The organism is Dinoroseobacter sp. PD6 (assembly GCF_028807315.1).
GTDB classification, from domain to species: Bacteria; Pseudomonadota; Alphaproteobacteria; order Rhodobacterales; family Rhodobacteraceae; genus Dinoroseobacter; species Dinoroseobacter shibae.
The window spans coordinates 38,275-59,537 of the sequence record NZ_JARAMN010000004.1; the positions used below are offsets into that span (position 1 = coordinate 38,275).

At 68.6% G+C, this 21,263-nt stretch carries 21 protein-coding genes; 5 read left to right on the plus strand and 16 right to left on the minus strand.

Translation table 11 applies throughout. The annotated features are described in order from the left end of the window. Positions 1-2 precede the first annotated feature (2 nt). The 5 genes from plsY to PVW48_RS08260 are packed head-to-tail and all read right to left on the minus strand — an operon-like array spanning position 3 to position 3,859. A complete protein-coding gene (plsY, locus tag PVW48_RS08240) occupies positions 3-614 on the minus strand; it encodes a glycerol-3-phosphate 1-O-acyltransferase PlsY (protein ID WP_274581005.1) in 612 nt (203 codons plus the stop codon). After that, the gene (gene pyrC, locus PVW48_RS08245; protein WP_274581006.1) at positions 614-1,912 is read right to left on the minus strand and encodes a dihydroorotase; all 1,299 of its coding nucleotides are present in this window, start codon (positions 1,910-1,912) and stop codon (positions 614-616) included. The genes plsY and pyrC overlap by 1 nt, the downstream gene beginning before the upstream one ends. Next, on the minus strand, positions 1,912-2,490 hold the full coding sequence (locus PVW48_RS08250) for a hypothetical protein (RefSeq protein ID WP_274581007.1): 579 nt from the start codon (positions 2,488-2,490) through the stop codon (positions 1,912-1,914). The genes pyrC and PVW48_RS08250 overlap by 1 nt, the downstream gene beginning before the upstream one ends. Next, positions 2,487-2,912: a hypothetical protein gene (locus PVW48_RS08255; RefSeq protein WP_012179753.1), complete on the minus strand. Its 426-nt coding sequence runs from the start codon at positions 2,910-2,912 to the stop codon at positions 2,487-2,489. The genes PVW48_RS08250 and PVW48_RS08255 overlap by 4 nt, the downstream gene beginning before the upstream one ends. Continuing rightward, on the minus strand, positions 2,909-3,859 hold the full coding sequence (locus PVW48_RS08260; protein ID WP_274581008.1) for an aspartate carbamoyltransferase catalytic subunit: 951 nt from the start codon (positions 3,857-3,859) through the stop codon (positions 2,909-2,911). Before PVW48_RS08260 ends, PVW48_RS08255 begins: the two co-directional genes overlap by 4 nt. A 109-nt stretch (positions 3,860-3,968) precedes the next feature. Between PVW48_RS08260 and PVW48_RS08265 the strand changes: the two genes are divergently transcribed. Beyond that, positions 3,969-4,766: a uracil-DNA glycosylase gene (locus PVW48_RS08265; protein WP_274581009.1), complete on the plus strand. Its 798-nt coding sequence runs from the start codon at positions 3,969-3,971 to the stop codon at positions 4,764-4,766. Then, a complete protein-coding gene (gene moaB / locus PVW48_RS08270) occupies positions 4,763-5,305 on the plus strand; it encodes a molybdenum cofactor biosynthesis protein B (RefSeq protein WP_012179750.1) in 543 nt (180 codons plus the stop codon). The genes PVW48_RS08265 and moaB overlap by 4 nt, the downstream gene beginning before the upstream one ends. Positions 5,306-5,329: 24 nt before the next feature. On the opposite strand, the gene PVW48_RS08275 is transcribed toward moaB, so the two are convergent. From PVW48_RS08275 to PVW48_RS08290, 4 genes are all read right to left on the minus strand, one after another. Beyond that, positions 5,330-5,938, minus strand: a complete 609-nt coding sequence (locus PVW48_RS08275; RefSeq protein ID WP_274581010.1) for a hypothetical protein — start codon at positions 5,936-5,938, stop codon at positions 5,330-5,332. 12 nt (positions 5,939-5,950) lie between these two features. Then, positions 5,951-6,088 carry an aa3-type cytochrome c oxidase subunit IV gene (locus tag PVW48_RS08280; RefSeq protein WP_012179748.1) on the minus strand — a complete coding sequence of 46 codons (138 nt, stop codon included), beginning with the start codon at positions 6,086-6,088 and terminating at the stop codon, positions 5,951-5,953. 90 nt (positions 6,089-6,178) lie between these two features. Further along, on the minus strand, positions 6,179-7,228 hold the full coding sequence (locus PVW48_RS08285) for an MBL fold metallo-hydrolase (protein ID WP_274581011.1): 1,050 nt from the start codon (positions 7,226-7,228) through the stop codon (positions 6,179-6,181). Further along, complete coding sequence (locus PVW48_RS08290; RefSeq protein WP_274581012.1) at positions 7,228-8,943, minus strand: acyl-CoA dehydrogenase; 1,716 nt, start codon at positions 8,941-8,943, stop codon at positions 7,228-7,230. The genes PVW48_RS08285 and PVW48_RS08290 overlap by 1 nt, the downstream gene beginning before the upstream one ends. A 125-nt stretch (positions 8,944-9,068) precedes the next feature. Here PVW48_RS08290 and PVW48_RS08295 point away from each other — a divergent pair, with 125 nt between their 5' ends. Beyond that, a complete protein-coding gene (locus PVW48_RS08295) occupies positions 9,069-10,046 on the plus strand; it encodes an L-threonylcarbamoyladenylate synthase (RefSeq protein WP_012179745.1) in 978 nt (325 codons plus the stop codon). Positions 10,047-10,103: 57 nt separating this feature from the next. On the opposite strand, the gene PVW48_RS08300 is transcribed toward PVW48_RS08295, so the two are convergent. Next, entirely contained in the window at positions 10,104-10,682 is a 579-nt protein-coding gene (locus PVW48_RS08300) for a YqgE/AlgH family protein (RefSeq protein ID WP_012179744.1), read from the minus strand. 119 nt (positions 10,683-10,801) lie between these two features. On the opposite strand from PVW48_RS08300, the gene PVW48_RS08305 reads away from it, so the two are divergent. After that, the gene (locus PVW48_RS08305) at positions 10,802-11,611 is read left to right on the plus strand and encodes a protein-disulfide reductase DsbD domain-containing protein (protein ID WP_012179743.1); all 810 of its coding nucleotides are present in this window, start codon (positions 10,802-10,804) and stop codon (positions 11,609-11,611) included. Positions 11,612-11,720: 109 nt separating this feature from the next. On the opposite strand, the gene PVW48_RS08310 is transcribed toward PVW48_RS08305, so the two are convergent. The 6 genes from PVW48_RS08310 to greA all read right to left on the minus strand — a co-directional run bounded on the left by PVW48_RS08310 (position 11,721) and on the right by greA (position 19,318). Next, positions 11,721-15,128, minus strand: a complete 3,408-nt coding sequence (locus tag PVW48_RS08310) for an efflux RND transporter permease subunit (protein WP_274581013.1) — start codon at positions 15,126-15,128, stop codon at positions 11,721-11,723. A 1-nt stretch (position 15,129) separates the two neighbouring features. Continuing rightward, the gene (locus tag PVW48_RS08315) at positions 15,130-16,593 is read right to left on the minus strand and encodes an efflux RND transporter periplasmic adaptor subunit (RefSeq protein ID WP_274581014.1); all 1,464 of its coding nucleotides are present in this window, start codon (positions 16,591-16,593) and stop codon (positions 15,130-15,132) included. A gap of 93 nt (positions 16,594-16,686) precedes the next feature. Beyond that, positions 16,687-17,019: an AzlD domain-containing protein gene (locus PVW48_RS08320; RefSeq protein WP_012179740.1), complete on the minus strand. Its 333-nt coding sequence runs from the start codon at positions 17,017-17,019 to the stop codon at positions 16,687-16,689. Then, the gene (locus PVW48_RS08325) at positions 17,016-17,720 is read right to left on the minus strand and encodes an AzlC family ABC transporter permease (RefSeq protein WP_274581015.1); all 705 of its coding nucleotides are present in this window, start codon (positions 17,718-17,720) and stop codon (positions 17,016-17,018) included. The genes PVW48_RS08320 and PVW48_RS08325 overlap by 4 nt, the downstream gene beginning before the upstream one ends. 63 nt (positions 17,721-17,783) lie before the next feature. Continuing rightward, positions 17,784-18,818 carry a hypothetical protein gene (locus tag PVW48_RS08330; protein WP_083768399.1) on the minus strand — a complete coding sequence of 345 codons (1,035 nt, stop codon included), beginning with the start codon at positions 18,816-18,818 and terminating at the stop codon, positions 17,784-17,786. A gap of 29 nt (positions 18,819-18,847) precedes the next feature. Further along, positions 18,848-19,318, minus strand: a complete 471-nt coding sequence (gene greA / locus PVW48_RS08335; protein WP_044028061.1) for a transcription elongation factor GreA — start codon at positions 19,316-19,318, stop codon at positions 18,848-18,850. Between the two features lie 204 nt (positions 19,319-19,522). Between greA and PVW48_RS08340 the strand changes: the two genes are divergently transcribed. Further along, positions 19,523-21,172 carry an electron transfer flavoprotein-ubiquinone oxidoreductase gene (locus tag PVW48_RS08340; RefSeq protein WP_274581016.1) on the plus strand — a complete coding sequence of 550 codons (1,650 nt, stop codon included), beginning with the start codon at positions 19,523-19,525 and terminating at the stop codon, positions 21,170-21,172. Positions 21,173-21,263: the final 91 nt, after the last annotated feature.

A 21,263-nucleotide genomic window follows, 5' to 3' on the forward strand; every position in this document is an offset into this window, starting at 1 on the left:
CTCTACCTCTTCTTGGCTCCGATCCTCGGTTCGGTTCCAGAAAGCAGGCGGATTATGTTTTCTCTGTGGCGGATCCAGATCAAAAAGCCGAGGAACAGGCTCAAAACGACCAATTCCCGCTGGCCGAAACCCCAGGCGAAGATCGGGGTCATCAATGCAGCCATCAGGGCCGAAAGCGATGAGATGCGGAAGGTATAGGCGGTGGCGAGCCAGACCGCACCGGCCGCAAGCCCCAGCGGCCAGGACAGGGCGATCACGGTGCCGAAGAAGGTGGCCACCCCCTTGCCGCCCTTGAATTTCAGGTAGACCGGGAAGCAATGGCCGAGAAAGGCCGCCGCCCCGGCGATCTGGGCGGCGTCCTCGCCCACCAGAACGCGCGCAAGGATCACCGCGAAGGCCCCTTTGCCCGCGTCGAGGATCAGGGTCGCCGCCGCGGCCGGTTTGCTGCCCGTGCGCAGCACGTTGGTCGCCCCGATATTGCCCGACCCGATCTCGCGCAGATTGCCGAGGCCGAACAGTTTCGCGATCAGCAGGCCGAAGGGAATCGCACCCAGCAGGTAGGCCGCGAGCCCGACAAGGGCGAGCAGGCCGGAGGCGGTGGTCAGCTCGGGCATCAGTGCCCGTCCCGCACGTGGACGGGCCTGCCGTCGACATAGGTGCGCAGCACGCGCCCCTGCAGCCGGGCGCCGTCGAAGGGCGTGTTCTTGGATTTCGAGTGTAGCCTCGTGCGGTCGAGAACGAAGGGCGCATCCGGATCGAACAGCACCAGGTCCGCCGGACTGCCCGGATCGAGCCGCCCTTGCGGCAGGCCCAGCCGGTTCGCCGGGTTCAGCGACAGCGCGCGCCAGAGCTGCGGCAGGGTCAACTCCCCCGAATGCACGAGCCGCAGGGCCGCGGGCAGCAGGGTCTCCAGCCCGACCGCGCCCGAGGCGGCTTCCTCGAAGGGAAGGCGCTTGCTCTCTTCGTCCTGGGGCGTGTGCATCGACGAGATGATGTCGATCTCTCCGGCGGCCACGGCGGCGACCATGGCGACCCGGTCGGTCTCGGCCCGCAGGGGCGGCTTGACCTTGAAGAAGGTCCGGTAGTCGCCCACGTCGAATTCGTTGAGGGTCAGGTGGTGGATCGAGATGCCCGCCGTCACGTCCAGGCCGATCTCGCGCGCGCGGCGCAAAGAGGGCAGGGCGCGGGCGGTGGTGATCTGGTCCGCGTGATAGCGCGCACCCGTCATCTCCACCAGGGCGAGGTCGCGCTCCAGCCCCATGCGCTCGGCCATGGGGGACACCGCGGGCAGGCCGCGCAGGGTGGCGAACTTGCCCGAGGTCACGGCGGCACCGGCGCTCAGCCCCGGGTCCTGCGGATGCGCCATGACCAGCGCGCCGAGGCTGGTGGCATAGGCCAGGCAGCGCTGGAACACCTTGGGGTCCGCGACCACGTGGTCGCCGTCGGAAAAGGCCACGGCGCCCGCATCCTGCAAAAAACCGATCTCGACCATCTCGCGGCCCTGTCGGCCCTTGGTCAGGGCGGCCATGGGCGCAAGGCGCACGGGGCTGGCCTCCGCTGCGCGGCGGGCGGCGAATTCGAGGGTTTCGGGGCTGTCGATGGCCGGGGTGGTGTCGGCGCGGGTGACCATGGTTGTCACGCCGCCGGCCGCCGCCGCGCGCCCCGCGGTGCGGAAGCTCTCCTTGTGGCGCTCTCCGGGCTCGCCCACCTTCACGCCGATATCGACGATGCCGGGGGCCAGGCACTTGCCGCCGCAGTCGAGTACCTCGGTGTCGGCCGGGAGCCGGTCTGCGGGTCCGAGATGCGCGGCGATCATCCCGTCGCGCAGCAAGAGCCCGCCTTCGCGGAGCTCTCCGGTGCCCGGGTCCACGATCCGCGCATGGATCAGGGCGAGGGGTTTCGCAGGCGCCATCAGTTGCTCCCCCCGACGATCATGACCAGCAGCGCGGCGATCAGCAGGGCCGCGCCCACGATCAGGGTCCGGCGCCCGGTGGAGATTTCCTCAGGCGCGTCGATTTCGTCGACGGGCGTCGGCGCAGGCATCGGGTCCGGCGGGGGTGCCTTCACGGGTCCGGTCAGTGGCACCTCCGCCATTTTGTAGGCCCCGATAAAGGTCAGGTCCGCCCCCGGCGTGAGGGTTTGTGCGGTATCGCCGAGTGCCCGGGAGAGCACGATCAGTACCTCGCCCTCCAGCGCATCGAGGCGCGCGCGGTCGGGGGCCAGCGTCTCCATCGGGACGTCCATGGCAGTGGCGATATACCGGCTCAGGCCGAGATCAGCGACGTCCTTGACAGCGAAGGTCTCGGTATAGGTCGGGTCGATCTGGTCTGCGCCCAGCATCTCGCGCAGGCGCACGGCTTCGGCGGCGATGTCCTCCGGGTCCTGTTCCAGCCGCGTCAGGAAGCTCTGGGCCGTCCCGCAGCCGCGGCTGTCGCCATTCACGGCGAAGACCCGGACGATGCCGGTCTCGTGGGCGGGCACCTCGATCATGCGTCGGGCTCTGCGGCGGGGGCGGGGCGGGCCTTGGCCACGCCCACCGCGGCCTCGATCCGGGCCTGCACCGCCTTGGCATCTTCCTGGTACTTGATCAGGTGCTTGTCGCCGCTGGCGGTGATGACCTGCACCGAACTGCCCAGCGTGCGCACCAGCGTGATGTCCCGCAGCGCCATCTTGCGCCAGCCGGGCCCTTCGAGCCGGTCGTCGGTCAGGGTCCACTCGATCGCCAGCTCTTCGGAGCCGAGATACCAGCCGCGCAGGGCAATCGCCGCAAGGCCCCCCACCGCCCCGGTCCAGGGGTACGGGTTGCCCAGCGCCCAGAGCACGCCCATCCCGATCGCCATGGCAAACGCCGCCATGGTGGCGTAGGCGCGCAGATACGCGGTGCGATCCGGGCGCAGGACCTCTGTCGTCATGCGGGAACTCCTTCTCGTGCGGCGCGCAGGTTGCGCGCCAGCAGGTCCATCGCGGCCATGCGCACGGCCACGCCCATCTCGACCTGCTCCTGGATGACGGAGCGGTTGATGTCGTCTGCCAGGGTGCCGTCGATCTCGACCCCGCGATTCATCGGACCGGGATGCATGACGATGGCGTCGGGCTTGGCATAGGCGAGCTTCTCGGCATCCAGCCCGTAGCGGTGGTAATATTCGCGCTCCGACGGGATGAAACCGCCATCCATCCGCTCCTTCTGGAGCCGCAGCATCATCACCACGTCGACCCCGTCCAGCCCGGCCTTCATGTCCTCGTACACCTCGACGCCAAGCTCGGCGATCTCGGCGGGCATCAGGGTCCGCGGCCCCACGAGGCGGATGCGGTTCTCCATCTTGCCCAGCAGCAGGATGTTGGAGCGCGCGACCCGGGAATGGGCGATGTCGCCGCAGATCGCAACGTTGAGCCGGTGCAGCTTGCCCTTGGCGCGCCGGATCGTCAGCGCATCGAGCAGAGCTTGCGTCGGATGCTCGTGCCGCCCGTCGCCTGCGTTCAGAACCGCGCAATTCACCTTTTCCGCCAAGAGGTTGACCGCCCCGGAATGGGGATGCCGGACGACCAGCAGATCCGGGTGCATGGCGTTCAGGGTCATCGCCGTGTCGATCAGGGTCTCGCCCTTCTTGATCGAACTGGCGCGCACTTCCATGTTCATCACGTCCGCGCCGAGCCGCTTGCCCGCGATCTCGAAACTGGCCTGGGTGCGGGTCGAGTTCTCGAAGAACATGTTGATCTGGGTGAGACCAGCCAGCGCGTCGCCATGCTTGTCCGGGCGTCGGTTCAGGTCTGCGTAGCGATCCGCGAGGTCCAGCAGCGTGACGATCTCGTCCGGGGCCAGGTGTTCGATCCCCAGAAGATGACGCGCGCGGAGTGTCATGGCTGCCCCTGTCCTGACTTGCCCGCTTATAGGCGGAGGCCGCAGGCGCGGGCAAGGGGGCGCGCGGGTTGCGATTGCCGCGCGGTGCGGGCTTGGATAGGGTCGCGCCATGGAGCAGGAGCTGGACTATCACACCTTGCGCGCGGCGCTGGAATGGCAGGTGGAACTTGGCGCCACCGAGGCCATCAGCGACGCGCCCGTGGACCGGACCGTCGCGGTGGAGCCGGAGCGCCCGAAAGCGCCGGCAGCGGCCCCCGCGGCGCCGTCCGTGGCCGCCGCCCCTGCGCCGGACGGGCCCGAGATGGCGGTCACCGCCGCGCGCGGGGCTGCCGCGCAATCGGGCAGTCTGGAGGCGTTGCGCGACGCGCTCGCCGCCTATCCCCATTGCGAGCTGCGCAAGGGCGCGCGGAACCTCGTCTTCAGCGACGGGCGGCCCGGGGCGCGGGTGATGATCCTCGGCGAAGCGCCGGGTCGCGAGGAGGACCGGGAGGGGCGACCATTCGTCGGGCGGGCCGGGCAGCTTCTGGACAAGATGCTGGCCGCGATCGGCCTGGCTCGGGACGCGCCGGATCCAGGCCATGCGGTCTACATCACCAACATCCTGCCCTGGCGCCCGCCCCAGAACCGCGACCCGCGCCCCGACGAGATCGCCATGATGATGCCCTTCGTGCAGCGCCATGTGACGCTGGCGGACCCGGAGATCCTCGTTCTGATGGGCAATATCTCCTGCCAGGCGGTGCTGGGGCGCAAGGGAATCACCCGGCTGCGCGGCCAATGGACCGAGGCCATGGACCGACCGGCCCTGCCGATGTTCCACCCGGCCTTCCTGCTGCGCCAGCCGGCCCAGAAACGCGCGGCCTGGGCAGATCTGCTCGACCTTCAAGCCAGACTGAAAGGGACCGAATGAGCCGTATCGACGAGAGCAAGACCTTTCTGCCCATGCGAATCGCGGTGCTGGCGGTGTCCGACACGCGGTCTATCGAGGAGGACCGCTCGGGGCAGACGCTGGTGGACCGGATCGAGGGCGCCGGGCACCGCGTGGCCGACCGCAAGATCCTGCGCGACGAGCGCGCCGAGATCGCGGATCAGCTGCGCGCCTGGTGTGCGGACCCGGAAATCGACGTGGTGCTGACCACGGGCGGCACGGGTCTTACCGGGCGGGATGTGACGGTCGAGGCGCACCGGGATGTCTACGAGAAGGAGATCGAGGCCTTCGGGACGGTCTTCACCATGGTTTCCATGAAGAAGATCGGCACCTCGGCGGTGCAGTCGCGGGCCTGCGGCGGGGTGGCCAACGGCACCTACCTGTTTGCCCTGCCGGGCAGCACCGGCGCGTGCAAGGACGCCTGGGACGAGATCCTGCAATGGCAGTTCGACTACCGCCACCGCCCCTGCAACTTCGTGGAAATCCTGCCGCGTCTGGACGAGCATCTGCGCCGGAAATAGATCCGCCCGCCTGCGCCGCGCGGGTCAGCCCGCGCCGCCCGGAACCACGCGCAGCGGGTTGGTCCGGTCGAGGTCGTCGTCGTCGAAATAGGTGGTGGTCGTCACGCCGGGCAGGGCGGCGAAGTCTTCCATGATATCCACCGGGAACCAGGTGGAGCGGATGGTCTCGAACCCCGGGTAGTCCCGCAGGATGTCGGATGTGACCCGTGCGCAGTTGGCCCAGCCCGCGGCACCATTGGCAGCGAAGGCGGCGATCATCGCATCGGCTGTCTGCTGGGGCACCTCAATGCGCTGCTCCACCACGCGCCAGGCTTCGCGGGCATGGTAGTCGATATAGTGGGTCTCCAGCTGCGGGGTGATGCCGTAGTGCAGATCGTTGCGCTCGGGCGACCAGGGGTGCCACCAGGTGCCCGCCGGATCCCAGATCACGCGCTCCGCGCCGTCGATCAGAACGGCCGTATGGCCACCCTCGCCGGTGCTGTTGCGGATAACCGTCAACAAGGTGACCGACGCGGTCCCGCCATCCGCGTAGCGCGATTGGTTCACCTCGGCGTCACTTGCCCATTCCGACTCCGCCGCGCAGGCCGCCAACAGGGTCAACGCCCCCAGGGCGCCCGCGATACGGAACCTCATGTTGCGCCGGGATCAGCCGTTGATCATGTACAGCAGGATCAGGAAGACGATGATCGAGATCGTTGTCCACTTGGTGATGGCCAGGAACCCGTGGAAGGTCTTTTCCTGCTCGGAAATGTCCATCGAACCGTGCTTGTGCTCTTCTGCCATGGTGTCTCTCCCGTTCGCGTGTCGTCCTTCGACTAGCCGATCCGTGCGTCCGTGTCACGAGGGACGGGGCCGCACACCGCAGCGGGCGGGTCAGTCCGCGACAGCGTGCCACAGGCGCACGCCATCCGGCCGCTCGGTCCAGCGCGCCCGCCCGGTGGCGTGCAAGTGGTTGAGATGCGCCACCGCTTCGACGAGCGCGAGGCCGTAGGTGTCGCTGGTGATCTTCCGCTTGAACAGCAGGCCGAAGCAGTCGGGCGCGGTACGCGGCGCTTCGGCCAGAAACGCTTGCAGCCGGGCCAGCGCCTGGTGGTGGTTGTCGATCAGCTGGTCGAGCCGCTTGGGCAGACCGGTGAACGGCAGCTTGTGACCGGGCAGAACCAGGTGATCCTCGGTCGCATGCGTCGCGAGGCGGGTGCAACTGTCGAGCCAGCCGGACAGGGGGTCCGCCTCGGGCTCGGTGGCGTAAACCCCGATATTGGGGGAAATCGTCGATAGCAGCTGGTCGCCGCCCAGCACGAGGTTGCAATCCGCGCTCCACAGGGTTGCGTGTTCGGGCGCGTGGCCATGGCCGATCCGGACGTGCCAGCGGCGGCTCCCGGCTGTGACGGTGTCGCCCTCCCGGATGCGGGTAAAGCCGAGTGGCATGGGGGCCACGGTATCGGCGAAGTTGAACGGCCGTTCGGCCGCGCGCCTTGCAAGGATCTCGGGGTCCATCCCGGCCCGGCGCCAGAAGGTCAGGGTTTCGGGCGTGGGCCGGTCCTGGGCATCCAGTTGCAGCATCCGGGCCATCAGCCAGGCGGTGCGGGTGGTGATCAGCTCGGCACCATGCTCGGATTGGAACCAGCCCGCGCAGCCCATGTGGTCCGGGTGGTGGTGGGTGACGATCACCCGGCGCACGGGTTTGCCCGCCAGCGGTCCGGCCAGCAGGTCGCCCCAGATCGCGCGGCTCTTGCGGCTGAAAAGTCCCGTATCCACCAGCGTCCAGCCGTCGCCATCGTCCAGTGCGTAGACATTCACATGGTTCAGCACCATTGGCAGGGGCAGACGCATCCACAACACGCCCTCGGCGATCTCGCGGGCGGTGCCGGTGTCCGGCGCGGTCTCGAACGGGGTCCGCAGGGGGCCGAAGGGCATGTTCATCAGGCGACGAGGTCTTCCGGGTCCAGGGCGTAGAGGTCCTTATCCCCCGCAAGGGCCTGGGCGGCAAGGGCGCCGTGTTCGGGCAGAAGCCGCCCGACGAAGAACCGCGCAAGCGCGCTGCGCGGGCCGCGGCCACCCTCGGCAATGGCGGCGGCGAGATGGGCATGCCCGCCCAGCACCCGGGCCGCGGCCATCAGGTACGGCTGTGCCCCGCCGAAGCGGGCATTGAGCCGGGTCTCGGCCACCAGCGCCTCGGTCGTCTCGCGCAGGGTCTCGCAGGCTTGCCAGACCGGCTCGGCCACGTCCGGCAGGCTCCCGCGCGCGGATTCTGCCAGCGCCTCGATCTCGTCCAGCAGGCGGGACATGGCCTCGCCCCCATCGGCGAGCTTGCGGCCCACAAGGTCCATGGCCTGGATGCCATTGGTGCCCTCGTAGATCGCGGTCACCCGCACGTCGCGCAGGTATTGCGCGGCCCCGGTTTCCTCGATCACGCCCATGCCGCCATGGACCTGCAGGCCGAGATCGGCGACCCGGATGCCGGTGTCGGTCCCGTAGGCCTTGCAGATCGGGGTCAGCAGGGCGGCGCGGGCAGCCCAGCTTTCCGCCCCGGTGGCGTGGTGCATGTCGGTGGCCACCGCGGTCGAGAGCGCGATGGCGCGGGCGGCGAAAACCTCGGCGCGCATGGTCATCACCATCCGGCGCACATCCGCATGGGCGAGGATGCTGTCTGCGTCGGCAACCGGGGTCTGGCCCTGTTTACGGTCGCGGGCATGGGCCAGTGCGTGCTGGTAGGCGGCCTCGGCCACGCCGATGCCCTGGACCCCGACGCCGAGCCGCGCGTTGTTCATCATGGTGAACATCGCGCGCATCCCGCCATGCTCCGGCCCCACGAGCCAGCCGGTCGCGCCTTCGTACTGCATCACGGCGGTGGGGCTGCCATGCAGGCCCAGCTTGTGTTCGAGACTGACCACCTTCAGCGCGTTGGCCACCCCCGGATTGCCCGTCGCGTCGGGCAGGTGCCGCGGCACGAGGAACAGGCTGATCCCCTTGGTCCCCGGCGCCCCGTCCGGCAGGCGCGCCAGCACCAGGTGGCAGACATTGCCGGTGAAGTCGTTGTCGCCCCAGCTGATATAGATCTTCTGGCCGGTGATCGCGTAGGTCCCGTCGCCCTTGGGCACCGCCTTCGTGGTCAGTGCGCCCACATCCGAACCCGCCTGCGGTTCGGTCAGGTTCATGGTGCCCACCCAGTCGCCGGAGGTCAGCCGGGGCAGGTAAAGCGCCTTGAGTGCATCGGAGGCATGGGCCTCCAGTGCCTCGATCTGGCCCTGGGTCATCATCGGCGCGATCTGCAGCGAAAGGCAGGCCGAGGACATCATCTCGTTCATGCAAGTGGCCAGTGCCATGGGCAGGCCCATCCCGCCATAGGCCGGGTCGGCCGACATCCCCACCCAGCCGCCAGCGGCGATCGCGCGGTAACCTTCGGCAAAGCCCGGCGAGGTCCGCACCACCCCATTCTCCAGGCGCGCAGGGTGCAGATCGCCCGCGCGCTGCAACGGGGCAAGCTCCCCCTCGCAGAGCTTGGCGGCCTCGGTCAGGATCGCCTCGGTCACGTCCGGCGTGGTCTCGGCGAAACGGTCGGTCGCCTGCACCGCGTCGAAGCCCACCACGTGGTCGAGCAGGAAGCGCAGATCGTTCAGCGGTGCGGTATACGGCATGGTCTCTCCCGAATGGGCAGGGTGTGCGGGCTTGGCAGGGGCGCGGCAGCGGTTTATGCGCTGGTCCCCGAACGGCAGCTTATGGAGCAGGGCCATGACCCTCAAACGGAACGCGACGTCACGGCATGGCTGAAACCGCAAGGACCGAGCGCCTGGGCGCGGATGGGGCGGGCCTTGCACGGGCCGCGGCGCTGTTGCGCGCGGGGAGGCTCGTGGCGTTTCCGACCGAGACGGTCTACGGGCTCGGCGGCGATGCGCGCTCCGACCGGGCGGTGGCGGGTATCTTCGCGGCCAAGGGGCGGCCCAGTTTCAACCCGTTGATCGTCCATGTGCCCGACCTCGCGGCGGCCGGCCGGTTGGTGGACCTGCCTCCGGCGGGATTGGCTCTGGCAGAGGCCTTCTGGCCCGGGGCGCTCACCCTCGTGGCGCCCATGCGCGCGGAGGCAGGGATTTCCCCGCTGGTGACCGCGGGGCTGGAGACGCTGGCCGTAAGGGTGCCCGCGCATTCCGCCGCCCAGGCGCTGCTGCGCGGCTTCGACGGGCCGGTGGCCGCGCCCTCGGCCAATCCTTCCGGCGGGGTCAGTCCAACCACCGCGGCCCATGTTCTGGACGGGCTCGACGGAAAAATCGCGGCGGTGCTCGATGGGGGCGCCTGCCCGGTGGGGTTGGAGTCGACCATCGTCAGCCTGGCGGGGGAGACCCCGATGCTCCTGCGGCCCGGCGGCGTGACCGCGGAGGCATTGGCGCAGGTTCTGGGCGCACCGATTGCCGAGGGGGCCGGGTCCGCGACCCAGCCCACAGCGCCGGGGCAGCTGGCCTCGCATTACGCGCCCGACGCGCCTGTGCGGCTAAACGCAACCGCGCGCCAGGATGGAGAGGTCTGGCTCGGCTTCGGCCCGGACTGCCCGGGCGACATGAGCCTCTCGGAGAGCGGCGAGCTGGCCGAGGCGGCGGCGCGGCTCTTCGCGGCCCTGCGGGCGATGGATGCCCTGGCCGAAGGGCGCCGGATCGCCGTGGCCCCGGTGCCCCAAACCGGGCTCGGTGCGGCGATCAATGACAGGCTCCGCCGAGCGGCGGCCCCGAGGGCGGAAGGCGAGGACTGAGGCCCCAAACCGGGCCGGCGCGGCAGGTGCGCATTCCGGGCCGATCTGGCCCGTCCCTCAGGCCCGCCCGCCCGTGGCCGACAGCATCAGCGGATCGATCCCCAGCGTGCCGAGCGCCATCTGCCATTTCTGCTCCGCCGCGGCCTCGAACACCAGTTCAGGGGCGGCATCGCAGGTCAGCCAGCCATTGCGCTGCAACTCGTTCTCCAGCTGTCCCGGTCCCCAGCCTGCGTAGCCGAGCGCGAGGAAGCAGCGACGCGGCCCGGTGCCTTGGGACAGATCCTCCAGCACATCAAGCGTTGCCGTCATGCCGAACCGGTCGTCGACCTGCAGGGTGGAGCTGTTGCCGGTATAGTCCCCGGTATGCAGCACGAAGCCCCGCCCGCCCTCGACCGGGCCGCCGTAATGGACCAGCACCTCCGGCGCCTCGGCGGGTGGCGGCGAGATCTGCAACTGTTCCAGCAGATCGCTGAACTTCAATTCCGGCGTGGGCTTGTTGATGATCAGGCCCATGGCGCCGTCATCGGAATGGGCACAGATATAGACGACCGAGTGCTCGAATCGCGGATCTCCCATGCCCGGCATGGCGATGAGGAGCTTTCCACGGAGCCCGTCCTGAGGATGCTGCGCTTGCATAGGGCGAAAATGGGATGGGGCTTTACGGGTTACAATAGGCGGTTTGTCTCACCACACGAAGGCACGCTATCGCCTTTTCGTGATTTCCGTTCCCGGGGCGGGGGGCTAGGATCGCTCGGATGATGAAAGACTGGTTGTTGATTGCCCCGACCCTTTGCGCGCTGGCTTTTGCCGGCCTCCTGCCGCAGCGCGGGGTCGCGCAGGAATTCACGGGGGCGAACCTGGTGCAGGTGGACGTGCTCCCGGGCTGGCGGGAGGCCGATGGCAGCCATTTCGCCGGGATCCGCATCCGGATGCAGCCGGGCTGGAAAACCTATTGGCGCACGCCCGGCGATGGGGGCATCCCGCCGCTCTTCGATCTGGCGGCGTCGGGTAACCTCGCCGGGTTCACGCCGCGCCTGCCCGCGCCGGTAGTATTCGACGTCGATGGGCTGCGGTCGATCGGTTACGTGGACGAGGTGGTCTTTCCGCTCCAGTTGCAAACCGTGCAGGGCGACGCGCCGATCCAGCTCGACGGGGCGCTGCATTTCGGTGTCTGCGAAGAGGTCTGCGTGCCGGTGGAGGTCCGACTGAAGGCGGAGTTGACGGCGCCGGGCCAAAGCAGCGCGATGATCGCGGCGGCACTGGCCCAGGAGCCGAAGCTGCATGCGGGCGCGATCAGCTGTGTCTTTACGCCCACCGAGGACGGGCTGCGTCTGCGGGCGGCGATCGCCGAGCCTGCGCGGCCTGGCGAGGTGGCCGTGATCGAGTTGGCGGACCCGACCCTCTGGGTGTCCCACGCGGAGACCCATCGCGAGGGCGGCCAGTTGATTGCGGATGTAAAGATCTATGCCGCCCATGACGGGCCTGTCCCCATCGACCGCAGCGGGGTGCGGATGACGGTCCTTGCCGAGGGAACGGCTTACGAGCGGCGCGGTTGCGGCGGGTAGCCGGGCCGCGGTGGTGCCGGTGTCTCCGAGAGGTGTTGCGCCGACCTTCGGTCGTCGCCGGGGGCCGGACCTGCGGTCCGGCCTGCCAGCGGCGCGGTTGTTTTGAGGCTCAAGCGGTTGGACGCGTCTCGCCCCTCAGACGGGCGCGACCCCGCAAGCCCAGGATCAGCGCGCTGAGCAACCAGGTTGCAAGCGCGATGGCACAGACCCCGCCCAGGAAGGCGACGAAGGTGGCCATGGGCGCCGAGAGGCCCGCGGGCAGCATGTCCGCCAGCGGGGCAGGCAGAGCTCCGGTGACGGCGGACACCCCGAAGGTGGCTGCGGCCCAGCCGGCGCAGAGGGCCGTGGCCAGGATGGCCGCGCGCCCGGCGCCCCCGGCGCGCAGCGGCGCGCCGAGCGCCCGGCGCAGGGCGGCCAGTTGCCGGCCGATATCCTGCTGCATCGCCATGAAGGCGGGCACGAGGATCAGCACCAGCACCATCCCGAACCCCAATCCGTAGACCAGCGTGATCACCGTGGGCTTGAGGAACTGCGCCTGCTGCGAGCCTTCGTAGAGCAGCGGCGTGAGGCCGAGCACCGTGGTCAGGGTGGTCAGCAACACGGGCCGCAGCCGGTCCACCGTCCCGTCGATGATGGCGGGGACGAGGCCCCGCTCCTTGCCGTATTCGTCGATCGTGCTCACCAGCACGATGGAATCGTTGATGATGATCCCCGCCATGCCGATCAGGCCCACCACCGAGAACATCGACAGCGGCACGTCCCAGACGTAATGCCCCCAGATCGCCCCGATCAACCCGAACGGGATCACCACCATCACCACAGCGGGCCGCGTCCAGCTGGAGAAGATCCAGGCCAGGCACAGGTAGATCCCCACGAGGCAGAGCAGGAAGCCGATGGTGGCGTCGGTCAGGAAGGCGCGCTCCTGCTCCGCGAGGCCGGTCTGAACGTAGTTGACGCCGAATTCTTCCTGGATGCGGGGCAGGTGCTCTTCGATCAGCAGGGTGTTGATCTCGGCGGCCCGGACCGGGTCGTCCTCCGAGATGTCGCCGGTCACCGAGACCACCCGAAGCCCGTTCTCGCGCTGGATGCGGGAGAACCCCTCCTGGCTGCGGACCGAGACGATATCCGCCAGGGGCACATAGGCGCCCGTGGGGGTGCGCAGCAGCATCCGGTCGAGAAAATCCGGACCGATCTCGGCGGCGGGCAGTTCCACCCGGATCGCGCCGGTGCGGGTGCCCACGGGATAGGTCGCCGCCTCGATCCCGTTGAGCCGCGCGCGCAACTCGCGCCCCAGCGCGTCGATGTCGAAGCCCAGCTGGCTGCCCGTGGGGGTCAGATCGAGGATCAGCTCTTGCTTGTCATAGGCCAGGCTGTCCTCCAGCGCCGAGACCTCCGGGTAGATCGCGAGCCGGGTCTTGAGCGCCTCCGCCGCGGCCTTGAGGGTCTCGGTTTCCGCCCCGTAGAACTCCACCGAGATCGCGTCGCCCCCGGGACCGGAACGCCAGCCGCGGAAGCTCAGGGTCTCCAGCATCGGGTGGCGCGGGACGGCGTCCTGCAGGTCCGCAAGGAATGTGAAGGACGAATAGGGGCGCAGGTCGGCGTCGATCAGGTCGATGGCGATGGAGCCCAGCTGGTCGGTATCCTTGCTGTCGGCGCCGGCAAGGCCGCGCCCGGTGGTGCCGCCCACCTCGGTCAGCACGAAGGCCAGCGGATTGAGCCCATGCTCGGCCTCGTAGCGGGCGGCAACCTCGTCCGTGCCTTGCTGGATCAGGCGCATGGCCTCGAACGTGTCTTCGCGGGTCGCGCCGGGCAGCATGGCGAAATTGCCGGTGATCGAGCCGCGCTCGGGCGCGTTGAAGAAGCGCCATGTCACGTCGCCCCGCACGAACAGCGCCGCCTGCGCCAGGAGCAGCACGATGGCCCCGGCAAAGACCGGGTAGCGCGCAGCGATGCAGAAGGCGATCAGGCGGCGGAACAGCACCCGTTTCACCCAGTCAAGGCCCCGGTTCACCTGGCGCGAGGGCCAGTCGTACCAGTGTTCCCTGGCGGAATGGGCCAGCGCATGGGCCATGTGGTTCGGCAGGATCAGGAAACACTCCACCAGGCTGGCCAGCAGCACCGCGATCACCGTGAAGGGAATCGCATAGATCAGGTTGCCGAAACTCCCGCCGATGGCCGTCAGACCGAAGAACGCGATGACCGTGGTGATCGTGGCCGTGAAGACCGGGGGCGCCATGCGGATGGCGGCATTGGCGGCGGCGGTCGGGCCGTCCTCGCCCATGTACCGCGCGCGGTAATCGGCATGCTCGCCCACGACGATGGCGTCATCGACCACGATCCCCAAGGTGATGATCAGCGCAAAGAGCGACACCATGTTCAGGGTGAGCCCGCCGAGATACATCAGCGACATCGCCGCCATCATCGCAACCGGGATGCCGGCGGCAACCCAGAAGGCGGTGCGCGCGTTCAGAAACAGGAACAGCAGACCCACAACAAGTGCGAGGCCCAGCAGCCCGTTATCCACCAGGATGTTCAGGCGGCTGGAGATTTGCTCCGCCCGGGTGCGGATCAGCTCGATCCGGACCCCTGCGGGCAGGTCCCGTTCCAGCGCTTCGGCGACCTCGGCCACCTGGGCCTGGATGGCGATCGCGTCGCCCTCCTCGGAGCGGTCGACGCGGACCGAGATGGCCGGATTCGCGCCGACGAAATAGGCCCGGTCCCGGTCCACGCCGCCGACGAAGATCGTCGCCACATCGCCCACGGTCAGCACGTTGCCGTCCGCATCCGTGCGCAGGGGCAGGGCGGCGAGGTCCTCGGCGCTGCGGGTCTCTGTGCCGGTGCGCACCCGGGCGCTGCCCCCGGCGATGTCGCCGGAAGGGGCGCTGTCCACCGCGCCCGCGATCACGTCGGCGATCTCGCGCAGGGTCAGGTCGTGGCGGATCAGGTCGAGCGTGGCGACCTCCACCAGGGTCTCGGGGGCGGCGATGCCGCGGATCGTGGTGCGGGTCACCCCGGCCTCGAAAAGGCGGGCGACGAATTCGTCTGAGAACCGCGCCAACTGGTCCACACCCACGGGGCCGTGCACCACCACGTCGGTGATCCGGTCGCGCCAGTTGTTGCGCCGGATCACCGGCTCCTCGGCGTCTTCGGGCAGGTCGGTGATCGCATCCATGGCGGCGCGCACATCGTCGGTGGCGCGGCTCATGTCCCAGCCGGGCTCGAACTCCACCGAAATCCTTGCGCTACCTTCGCGGGCGGTGGCGTCGCTTTCGGTCACGCCCTCGACCGCCTGCAGGGCAGGCTCCAGCAGGGACACGATGGCGCGGTCCACATCCTCGGCCCCGGCGCCGTCCCAGCTGACCTGCACGGTGATGTCGTCGACCACCACGTCCGGAAAGAACTGGGTCCGCATCTGGGGGATCACTGCGAAGCCGATGGCCAGCAGCATCAGCAGCAGCAGGTTCGCCGCCGTCCGGTGCCGGGTGAAATAGGTGAGAATTCCGCCCAGAGCGCCCATGTCAGCTGCCCATCCGGCTCTCAAGCCGCGCGACCACGGCGGCCGGCACCTGGTCCTCGGCCAGTTGCGCCACCAGCCGGGCCTTGGCCTCTGCGGGCATCCGGTCATTGCCCTCCACGAAGGCGATCAGGCGCGCGCGGCGGTCCGGGTCGAGGGTGAGCATCTCGGTACTGGCGGCGGTCAACGCCCCCTCCGGCGTGGCCCGGATCGGACGGACCTTGATCCCAGCGCCCAGGACCGGCGCGCGCTCGGTCACCACTTCGCGGCCCGCATGGCCGCCGACGCGCACGATCATCTCGTCGCCCTGACGGCGCAGGATCTCCACCCGGCCGACCTCCAGCCGGTCCTCCGCGCCCAGCAGCAAAACGCTGCCATCGGGGGCCACGGCGGTCGCGGGCAGCACCACCGCGTCCTCCACCGGCGGCTCCGGGGCGGTGACGGTCACGAAATCGCCGGGGCGGAAGGCGGGCGCGTCGTCCAGACGGGCGAAGAGCAGCCGGCCGGTCTGCCCCTCGCCGACCCGTGCCGCGGCGCGGTTGAGCTGCGCCGTGGCGCGGATCGCCTCCCCCAGCACCTCGAGCGTGACCTCCACCTCGGTGTCCCGCAACCGCCCGCTGTCGTCCAACAGGCGCAGGTACTGGGTGGCGGAGGTGCGGAAGGCCACTTCCAGCGCCGTGGGGTCGATCAGATCGGCCAGTTTCTCGTTCGCCGCCACGCGCCCGCCGATCACGGCGGCAGTGCCGCTGAGCGTGCCGTCGAAGGCCGCCGTCAGGGTGGTATCCTCCAGGTCGCGGGCGGCCTCGGCCACCTCGATCTCGCGCCGGGCGATCTGGGTCCGGGCCTGGTCGATCCGGGCCTCCACCGCGGCCAGTGCCGTGCGGCGCGACAGCAGTGATTGCAGGGCGGCGGCCTCGGCCAGTTCGGCCCCCTCCACATTGGCTTCGGTCCCGACGCCGCGGGCCAGAAGGTCGCGTTGCCGCGCCAGCGCCCGCCGCTGCAGGTCCAGCTGCGCCTGTGCCGCGGCGACGTCATCGGTCGCCAGCACCAAAGAGCGTTCCGCATCCGCCAGCGTCGCGCGCGCCTCGGCCAGGTCGTTGCGCGCCTTCTGCAAGGCGGTGTCCGCATCCGCCGGGTCGATCTGGGCCAGAACCTCGCCCGCCGCCACGCGCCCGCCCTCTTCGAACGAGGGGTGCAGGGCGGTGATCACGCCGCCGCTGGAGGCGCGCAGCTCCAGGGTGCGGCGGCTGCGGATTTCTCCGAAAACGGTCAGGACCGGGGTGACGACCTCCGGCTCCAGGGTCATCACGCTTGCGGCATAGACCCGCTCGCGGGCCGTGCTGCTCGCCGGGGCATCGGCATTGCGCGCGGTGATCGCATCGGACAGGATCAGCCCGCCCAGCCCCAGAAGCCCCAATGTCAGGGACAGAAGCACAAGGCCCACAAGGCTGCGGGTCAGGAATCGCATGGCTAGGGGTCTCCGGGCTATGAGCGGACCTGCTCTGTATAGCGTAAGAGATAATCGTTTCCGGCGCAGAAAAAAGTCAAACTCGCGTAGGTGTTAGCCCAAGAGCGCCAGCATCCCGTAAAGCGTCGCGATCCCGCAGATGATCGAGAGCAGGACATTCCGGCTCAGCACCCCGACCGCGAGGGTGACGACGGCGGCTGAAATGCGGGCGGGCTCGGCCTCCCCGCCCGTGGCGGCGGGCCAGACCACCAGCGGCGCGATCAGGGCCGGGAACACCGCGACCGAGGTGTAGCGCAGGTGCCGCAACAGCCATTCCGGCAATTCCCGGTCGCCGATCAGACCGAGGAAGGAATAGCGGATCAGGAAAGTCCCGATCCCAAGCAGCACGATCAGCCCCCAGAGCGTGACGGGCGAGATGTCGATCATCGGGCAGCCTCCCGGCGGCGGGTCTGCCACAGCTCCACCCGGGCGCCGACGAGCATCGCGCAGCCCGCCGCAAAGATGGTGCCCAGGCTGAAGGGCAGGCCGACAAAGGCCAGCGCCAGAACGGTCGCGGTGAAGGCCGCGACCACATGGGCCAGGCTGGTCAGGGCCGGGGCCACCAGCGCGAGGAAGGTGATCGGCAGGGCGAAATCCAGCGCCATTTCCGGCGGTATCCGCGCCCCCAGGACCGCCCCGGTCCAGGTCGCGGGGTACCAGCACAGGCAGATCAGCGAGGCCGCGCCGAGATGGAAGGCGAACCGCTCCCGCAGGGGCAATGCGGGGTCGTTCTCGAACCGGGCGACAGAGACGGCATAGGTCTGATCCACCAGAAAATAGGCGCAAATCGCCTTCTGCCAGACGGGCAGGGGGCCGAGATGCGGCGCGATCGACGCGGAATAGAGCGCCATGCGCAGGTTCACCGCCAGGGCCGAGGCCAGCACGATGATCACCGGGGCGTTCTCGCTCAGAAGCTGCACGGCCGTGAACTGCGCGGCCCCCGCGATCACCAGGAGGCTGAATCCCATCACCTCGGCGATGTTCAGCCCCGCCTCGGTGGCGACCACACCGAAGAGCATGCCGAAGGGCACGGTCACGAGCAGAAAGGGCGCGCCTTGGCGCAGGCCCTGGAGATAGAGGCTGGACATGGGATCACCGTGTTGCCGATACCGGCGCCTGCTAGACCACCGGCGCGGCCGGGGCAAGCGCGCTCACTCGAAGGTCTTGGTCACCCGCCCCAGCAGCATGAAGGCGCGCGCCGAGCGGGTATCGGCGAGCTTGATGATCTCTTCATCCGTGGCATGGGCCGCGAAGGCCGAAAACGTCCGGTCGAAATGGCGCAGGAAATGGTGGACCGTGTCGCGAAAGATCGGGTCGGACTTCATCCGCGCGGAACTCAGCGCGAGGCAGGACCGGTCCCGGATGCCCCCCAGGGCCGCGACCGTCCGCCCGCGCTCGCCCTCGGCGAAGCGGCGCCAGGCATCGGGCTTGGCCCGATCCGGGGTCAGGTCGTCCATGTAGATCCCGTCCTCGGACAACAGGGTCAGCACATCCTGCGCCGACCGAATCAGCTTGCCCGCATCCCGATCCTCCAGCGCGCGGCGCAGGGCGCGAAAGCCTTCCTTGTCCTCCGTGGTCTCGGGGAAATTCGCCGCGCGGATGAATTCGGACACGGAAATCGGCTCCCGCAGGTCCTCCGGCGTGTCGAAGCCGAGCGATGGCTGCGTCTCGCGCGGCAGGCGCTTGACCTGCGGCTCGGCGAGGGCGGCCTTGCTCTCGGAGGATTGCGCCGGGCCGGTCCGCGCACTGGCGAAGGTCACCAATGCGGTCTCGGTCTGCTTGGCGGTCTGGGCGATCTGGTCGATCTTCTGGGCGACCGTCGGCGGCATGGCGCCCTGACTGCGGGCCTGCTGCACCACGGTTTCGCGCATGGCGGCAATGGCCCCCTGCAGCCGGTCGGCCTCGTCGCGCATGATCCGCGCCGTGCGCGCCACGGAGGCCGCCACCCAGATCAGCGCGATGGGCAGGAACACCGCCAACAGGATCATCACGATCCCCAGCGCCCCGGCCCCGGTGGCGGCGATGCTTGCGCCGAGGTCGAGCACGAAGAACAGGATCAGCACCATCACCAGCCAGACCAGGCTGAGCCCCAGCGCGATGATCTCGATCGCGGTGATCCCGTGGCGGGCGCCAGGCATGCCGAACCCGCCAAGGTCCTGACCGGTCCCTTTCGACTGCTGCGCCATGCTCGTTTCCGTTTTTTGTGCCGTCGCGGTTACTTGTACGCGATCTCGAGGATTTCGTAAGACTTCGTGCCGCCCGGGGTGCGGACCTCGACGCTGTCGCCTTCCTCCTTGCCGATCAGGGCGCGGGCGATGGGCGATTTGAGGTTCAGCAGGCCCTTTTCGATATCGGCCTCCGCCTCCCCCACGATCTGGTAGGTCTTCTCCTCGTCCGTGTCCTCGTCGACGATGGTCACGGTGGCGCCGAACTTGACCGCGCCCGACAGGGTCGCGGGGTCAATCACTTGTGCGCGCGACAACAGCGCCTCCAACTCCTTCACCCGCCCTTCGATAAAGCTCTGCTTTTCGCGCGCGGCGTGGTACTCGGCATTCTCGGACAGGTCACCATGCTCGCGCGCCTCGGCAATCGCCCGGATCACGGCGGGGCGCTCCACGCTCTTGAGCTGTTTCAGCTCCGTATCCAACGCCGAATGACCCCGGCGGGTCATGGGGATTTTTTCCATGGGTCTTTCCTGAGAATTCGAGTCGAAACCTGAAACAAGAACCATAATCATGCCCCGCGCCCACGCAAGGCCGGTTTGCAGGGCGTGTTCCCACGTCAGAATTCGTTGCAGCGCAGCGTCACAATTGACCCTTCCGGACGCGCCCGCTATCTCGTGGCGCAATATTATTTCAATCCCCCTCGGGGCTAGCCAGTGTGAGAGCGAATGACCCAGATCGAGCGTGAAGCGATGGAATACGACGTGGTGATCGTCGGAGCGGGCCCGGCGGGCCTGTCGGCGGCGATCCGTCTGAAACAGCTGGACGCGGATCTGAACGTCGTCGTGCTGGAAAAAGGCTCAGAGGTCGGCGCGCATATCCTGTCCGGCGCGGTGCTGGATCCCGTCGGTCTCGATGCGCTGCTTCCTGACTGGAAGGACCGCGGCGCGCCCATCACCGTGCCCGTGCGCGAGGACAAGTTCTACATGCTGGGCGAGGCGGGCGCGATGCGCATCCCGACCTTCCCCATGCCGCCGCTGATGAACAACCACGGCAACTACATCGTCTCGATGGGTAATGTCTGTCGCTGGATGGCCGAGCAGGCCGAGGAAATGGGCGTCGAGATCTTCCCCGGCATGTCCTGCTCGGAGCTGGTTTACGGCGAGAACGGCGAAGTCAAAGGCGTGGTCGCCGGCGAGTTCGGCAAGAACCCCGACGGCACGCCCGGCGACAGCTACGAGCCGGGCATGGAGCTGCACGGCAAATACGTGATGCTGGGCGAAGGCGTGCGCGGATCGCTCAGCAAGCAGGTGATCGAGAAATACGACCTGTCCATGGGCCGCGAGCCGCAGAAATACGGCCTTGGCATGAAGGAGATTTGGGAGATCGACCCCGAGAAGCACCGAGAAGGCAGGGTCGTGCACACCATGGGCTGGCCTCTGGGCAAGAACGCGGGCGGCGGGTCGTTCATCTATCACCTGGACAACAACCAGGTCTATGTGGGCTTCGTGGTGCACCTGAACTACGAAAACCCGTACCTGTTCCCCTACATGGAATTCCAGCGGTTCAAACACCACCCGATGGTGGCCGAGCTGCTCAAGGGCGGCAAGCGGGTGGCCTACGGCGCGCGCGCGATCTCCGAGGGTGGGTACCAGTCCATGCCCAAGGCCTGCTTTCCGGGCGGGGTGCTGCTGGGCTGTTCCGTGGGGCTGGTGAACGTGCCGCGGATCAAAGGCAACCACAACGCGATTTTGTCGGGCAAGGCGGCGGCGGAGGCGGCCCATGCCGCGCTGGCGGCGGGCCGGTCCGGCGATACCCTGAAGGAATACGAGGGCGAGTTGCGCTATGGCCCGGTGGGCCAGGACCTCAAGAAGGTGCGCAACGTCAAGCCGCTTTGGTCGAAATACGGGCTGACGGCATCCCTGACCCTGGGCGGGCTCGACATGTGGACCAACACGCTGGGCTTTTCCCTGTTCGGGACGGTCAAGCACGGCAAGACCGACGCCGAGGCCACCGGCAAGGCGGCCAGGTTCACGCCCATCGACTACCCGAAACCCGATGGCGTGCTGTCCTTCGACCGGCTGACCAACGTGGCCTATTCCTTCACCAACCACGAAGAGGCGCAGCCCGCGCACCTGACCCTGAAGGATGCCAGCATTCCCGTGGGCAAGAACCTGCCCGACTACGCCGGCCCCTCGGCGCGCTATTGCCCGGCGGGGGTCTACGAGTTCGTCCGCGAAGAGGGCAAGCCGACCCGGTTCGTCATCAACTTCCAGAACTGCGTCCACTGCAAGACCTGCGATATCAAGGACCCCGCCCAGAACATCGTCTGGACCACCCCCCAGGGCGGAGACGGCCCCAACTACCCGAACATGTGAGCCCAAGGCGCCCGCTGCGGTGCCTGTGCCTCGTGATGATGCCGTGACGATCCCGTGATCCGCCCCTGTCGCGCCCGGCAGGGGCGGTTGC

Bases quoted from the DNA above. Each gene is read 5' to 3' on its own strand.
- PVW48_RS08285 (WP_274581011.1), bottom strand. From the start codon at position 7,228: ATGAACATGCCCTTCGGCCCCCTGCGGACCCCGTTCGAGACCGCGCCG.
- PVW48_RS08295 (WP_012179745.1), top strand. From the start codon at position 9,069: ATGGCTGAAACCGCAAGGACCGAGCGCCTGGGCGCGGATGGGGCGGGC.
- PVW48_RS08280 (WP_012179748.1), bottom strand. From the start codon at position 6,088: ATGGCAGAAGAGCACAAGCACGGTTCGATGGACATTTCCGAGCAGGAA.
- PVW48_RS08255 (WP_012179753.1), bottom strand. From the start codon at position 2,912: ATGACGACAGAGGTCCTGCGCCCGGATCGCACCGCGTATCTGCGCGCC.
- PVW48_RS08290 (WP_274581012.1), bottom strand. From the start codon at position 8,943: ATGCCGTATACCGCACCGCTGAACGATCTGCGCTTCCTGCTCGACCAC.
- PVW48_RS08265 (WP_274581009.1), top strand. From the start codon at position 3,969: ATGGAGCAGGAGCTGGACTATCACACCTTGCGCGCGGCGCTGGAATGG.
- pyrC (WP_274581006.1), bottom strand. From the start codon at position 1,912: ATGGCGCCTGCGAAACCCCTCGCCCTGATCCATGCGCGGATCGTGGAC.
- PVW48_RS08315 (WP_274581014.1), bottom strand. From the start codon at position 16,593: ATGCGATTCCTGACCCGCAGCCTTGTGGGCCTTGTGCTTCTGTCCCTG.
- PVW48_RS08250 (WP_274581007.1), bottom strand. From the start codon at position 2,490: ATGATCGAGGTGCCCGCCCACGAGACCGGCATCGTCCGGGTCTTCGCC.
- PVW48_RS08340 (WP_274581016.1), top strand. From the start codon at position 19,523: ATGACCCAGATCGAGCGTGAAGCGATGGAATACGACGTGGTGATCGTC.
- PVW48_RS08325 (WP_274581015.1), bottom strand. From the start codon at position 17,720: ATGTCCAGCCTCTATCTCCAGGGCCTGCGCCAAGGCGCGCCCTTTCTG.
- plsY (WP_274581005.1), bottom strand. From the start codon at position 614: ATGCCCGAGCTGACCACCGCCTCCGGCCTGCTCGCCCTTGTCGGGCTC.
- greA (WP_044028061.1), bottom strand. From the start codon at position 19,318: ATGGAAAAAATCCCCATGACCCGCCGGGGTCATTCGGCGTTGGATACG.
- PVW48_RS08305 (WP_012179743.1), top strand. From the start codon at position 10,802: ATGATGAAAGACTGGTTGTTGATTGCCCCGACCCTTTGCGCGCTGGCT.
- PVW48_RS08300 (WP_012179744.1), bottom strand. From the start codon at position 10,682: ATGCAAGCGCAGCATCCTCAGGACGGGCTCCGTGGAAAGCTCCTCATC.
- PVW48_RS08260 (WP_274581008.1), bottom strand. From the start codon at position 3,859: ATGACACTCCGCGCGCGTCATCTTCTGGGGATCGAACACCTGGCCCCG.
- PVW48_RS08330 (WP_083768399.1), bottom strand. From the start codon at position 18,818: ATGGCGCAGCAGTCGAAAGGGACCGGTCAGGACCTTGGCGGGTTCGGC.
- PVW48_RS08320 (WP_012179740.1), bottom strand. From the start codon at position 17,019: ATGATCGACATCTCGCCCGTCACGCTCTGGGGGCTGATCGTGCTGCTT.
- PVW48_RS08310 (WP_274581013.1), bottom strand. From the start codon at position 15,128: ATGGGCGCTCTGGGCGGAATTCTCACCTATTTCACCCGGCACCGGACG.
- PVW48_RS08275 (WP_274581010.1), bottom strand. From the start codon at position 5,938: ATGAGGTTCCGTATCGCGGGCGCCCTGGGGGCGTTGACCCTGTTGGCG.
- moaB (WP_012179750.1), top strand. From the start codon at position 4,763: ATGAGCCGTATCGACGAGAGCAAGACCTTTCTGCCCATGCGAATCGCG.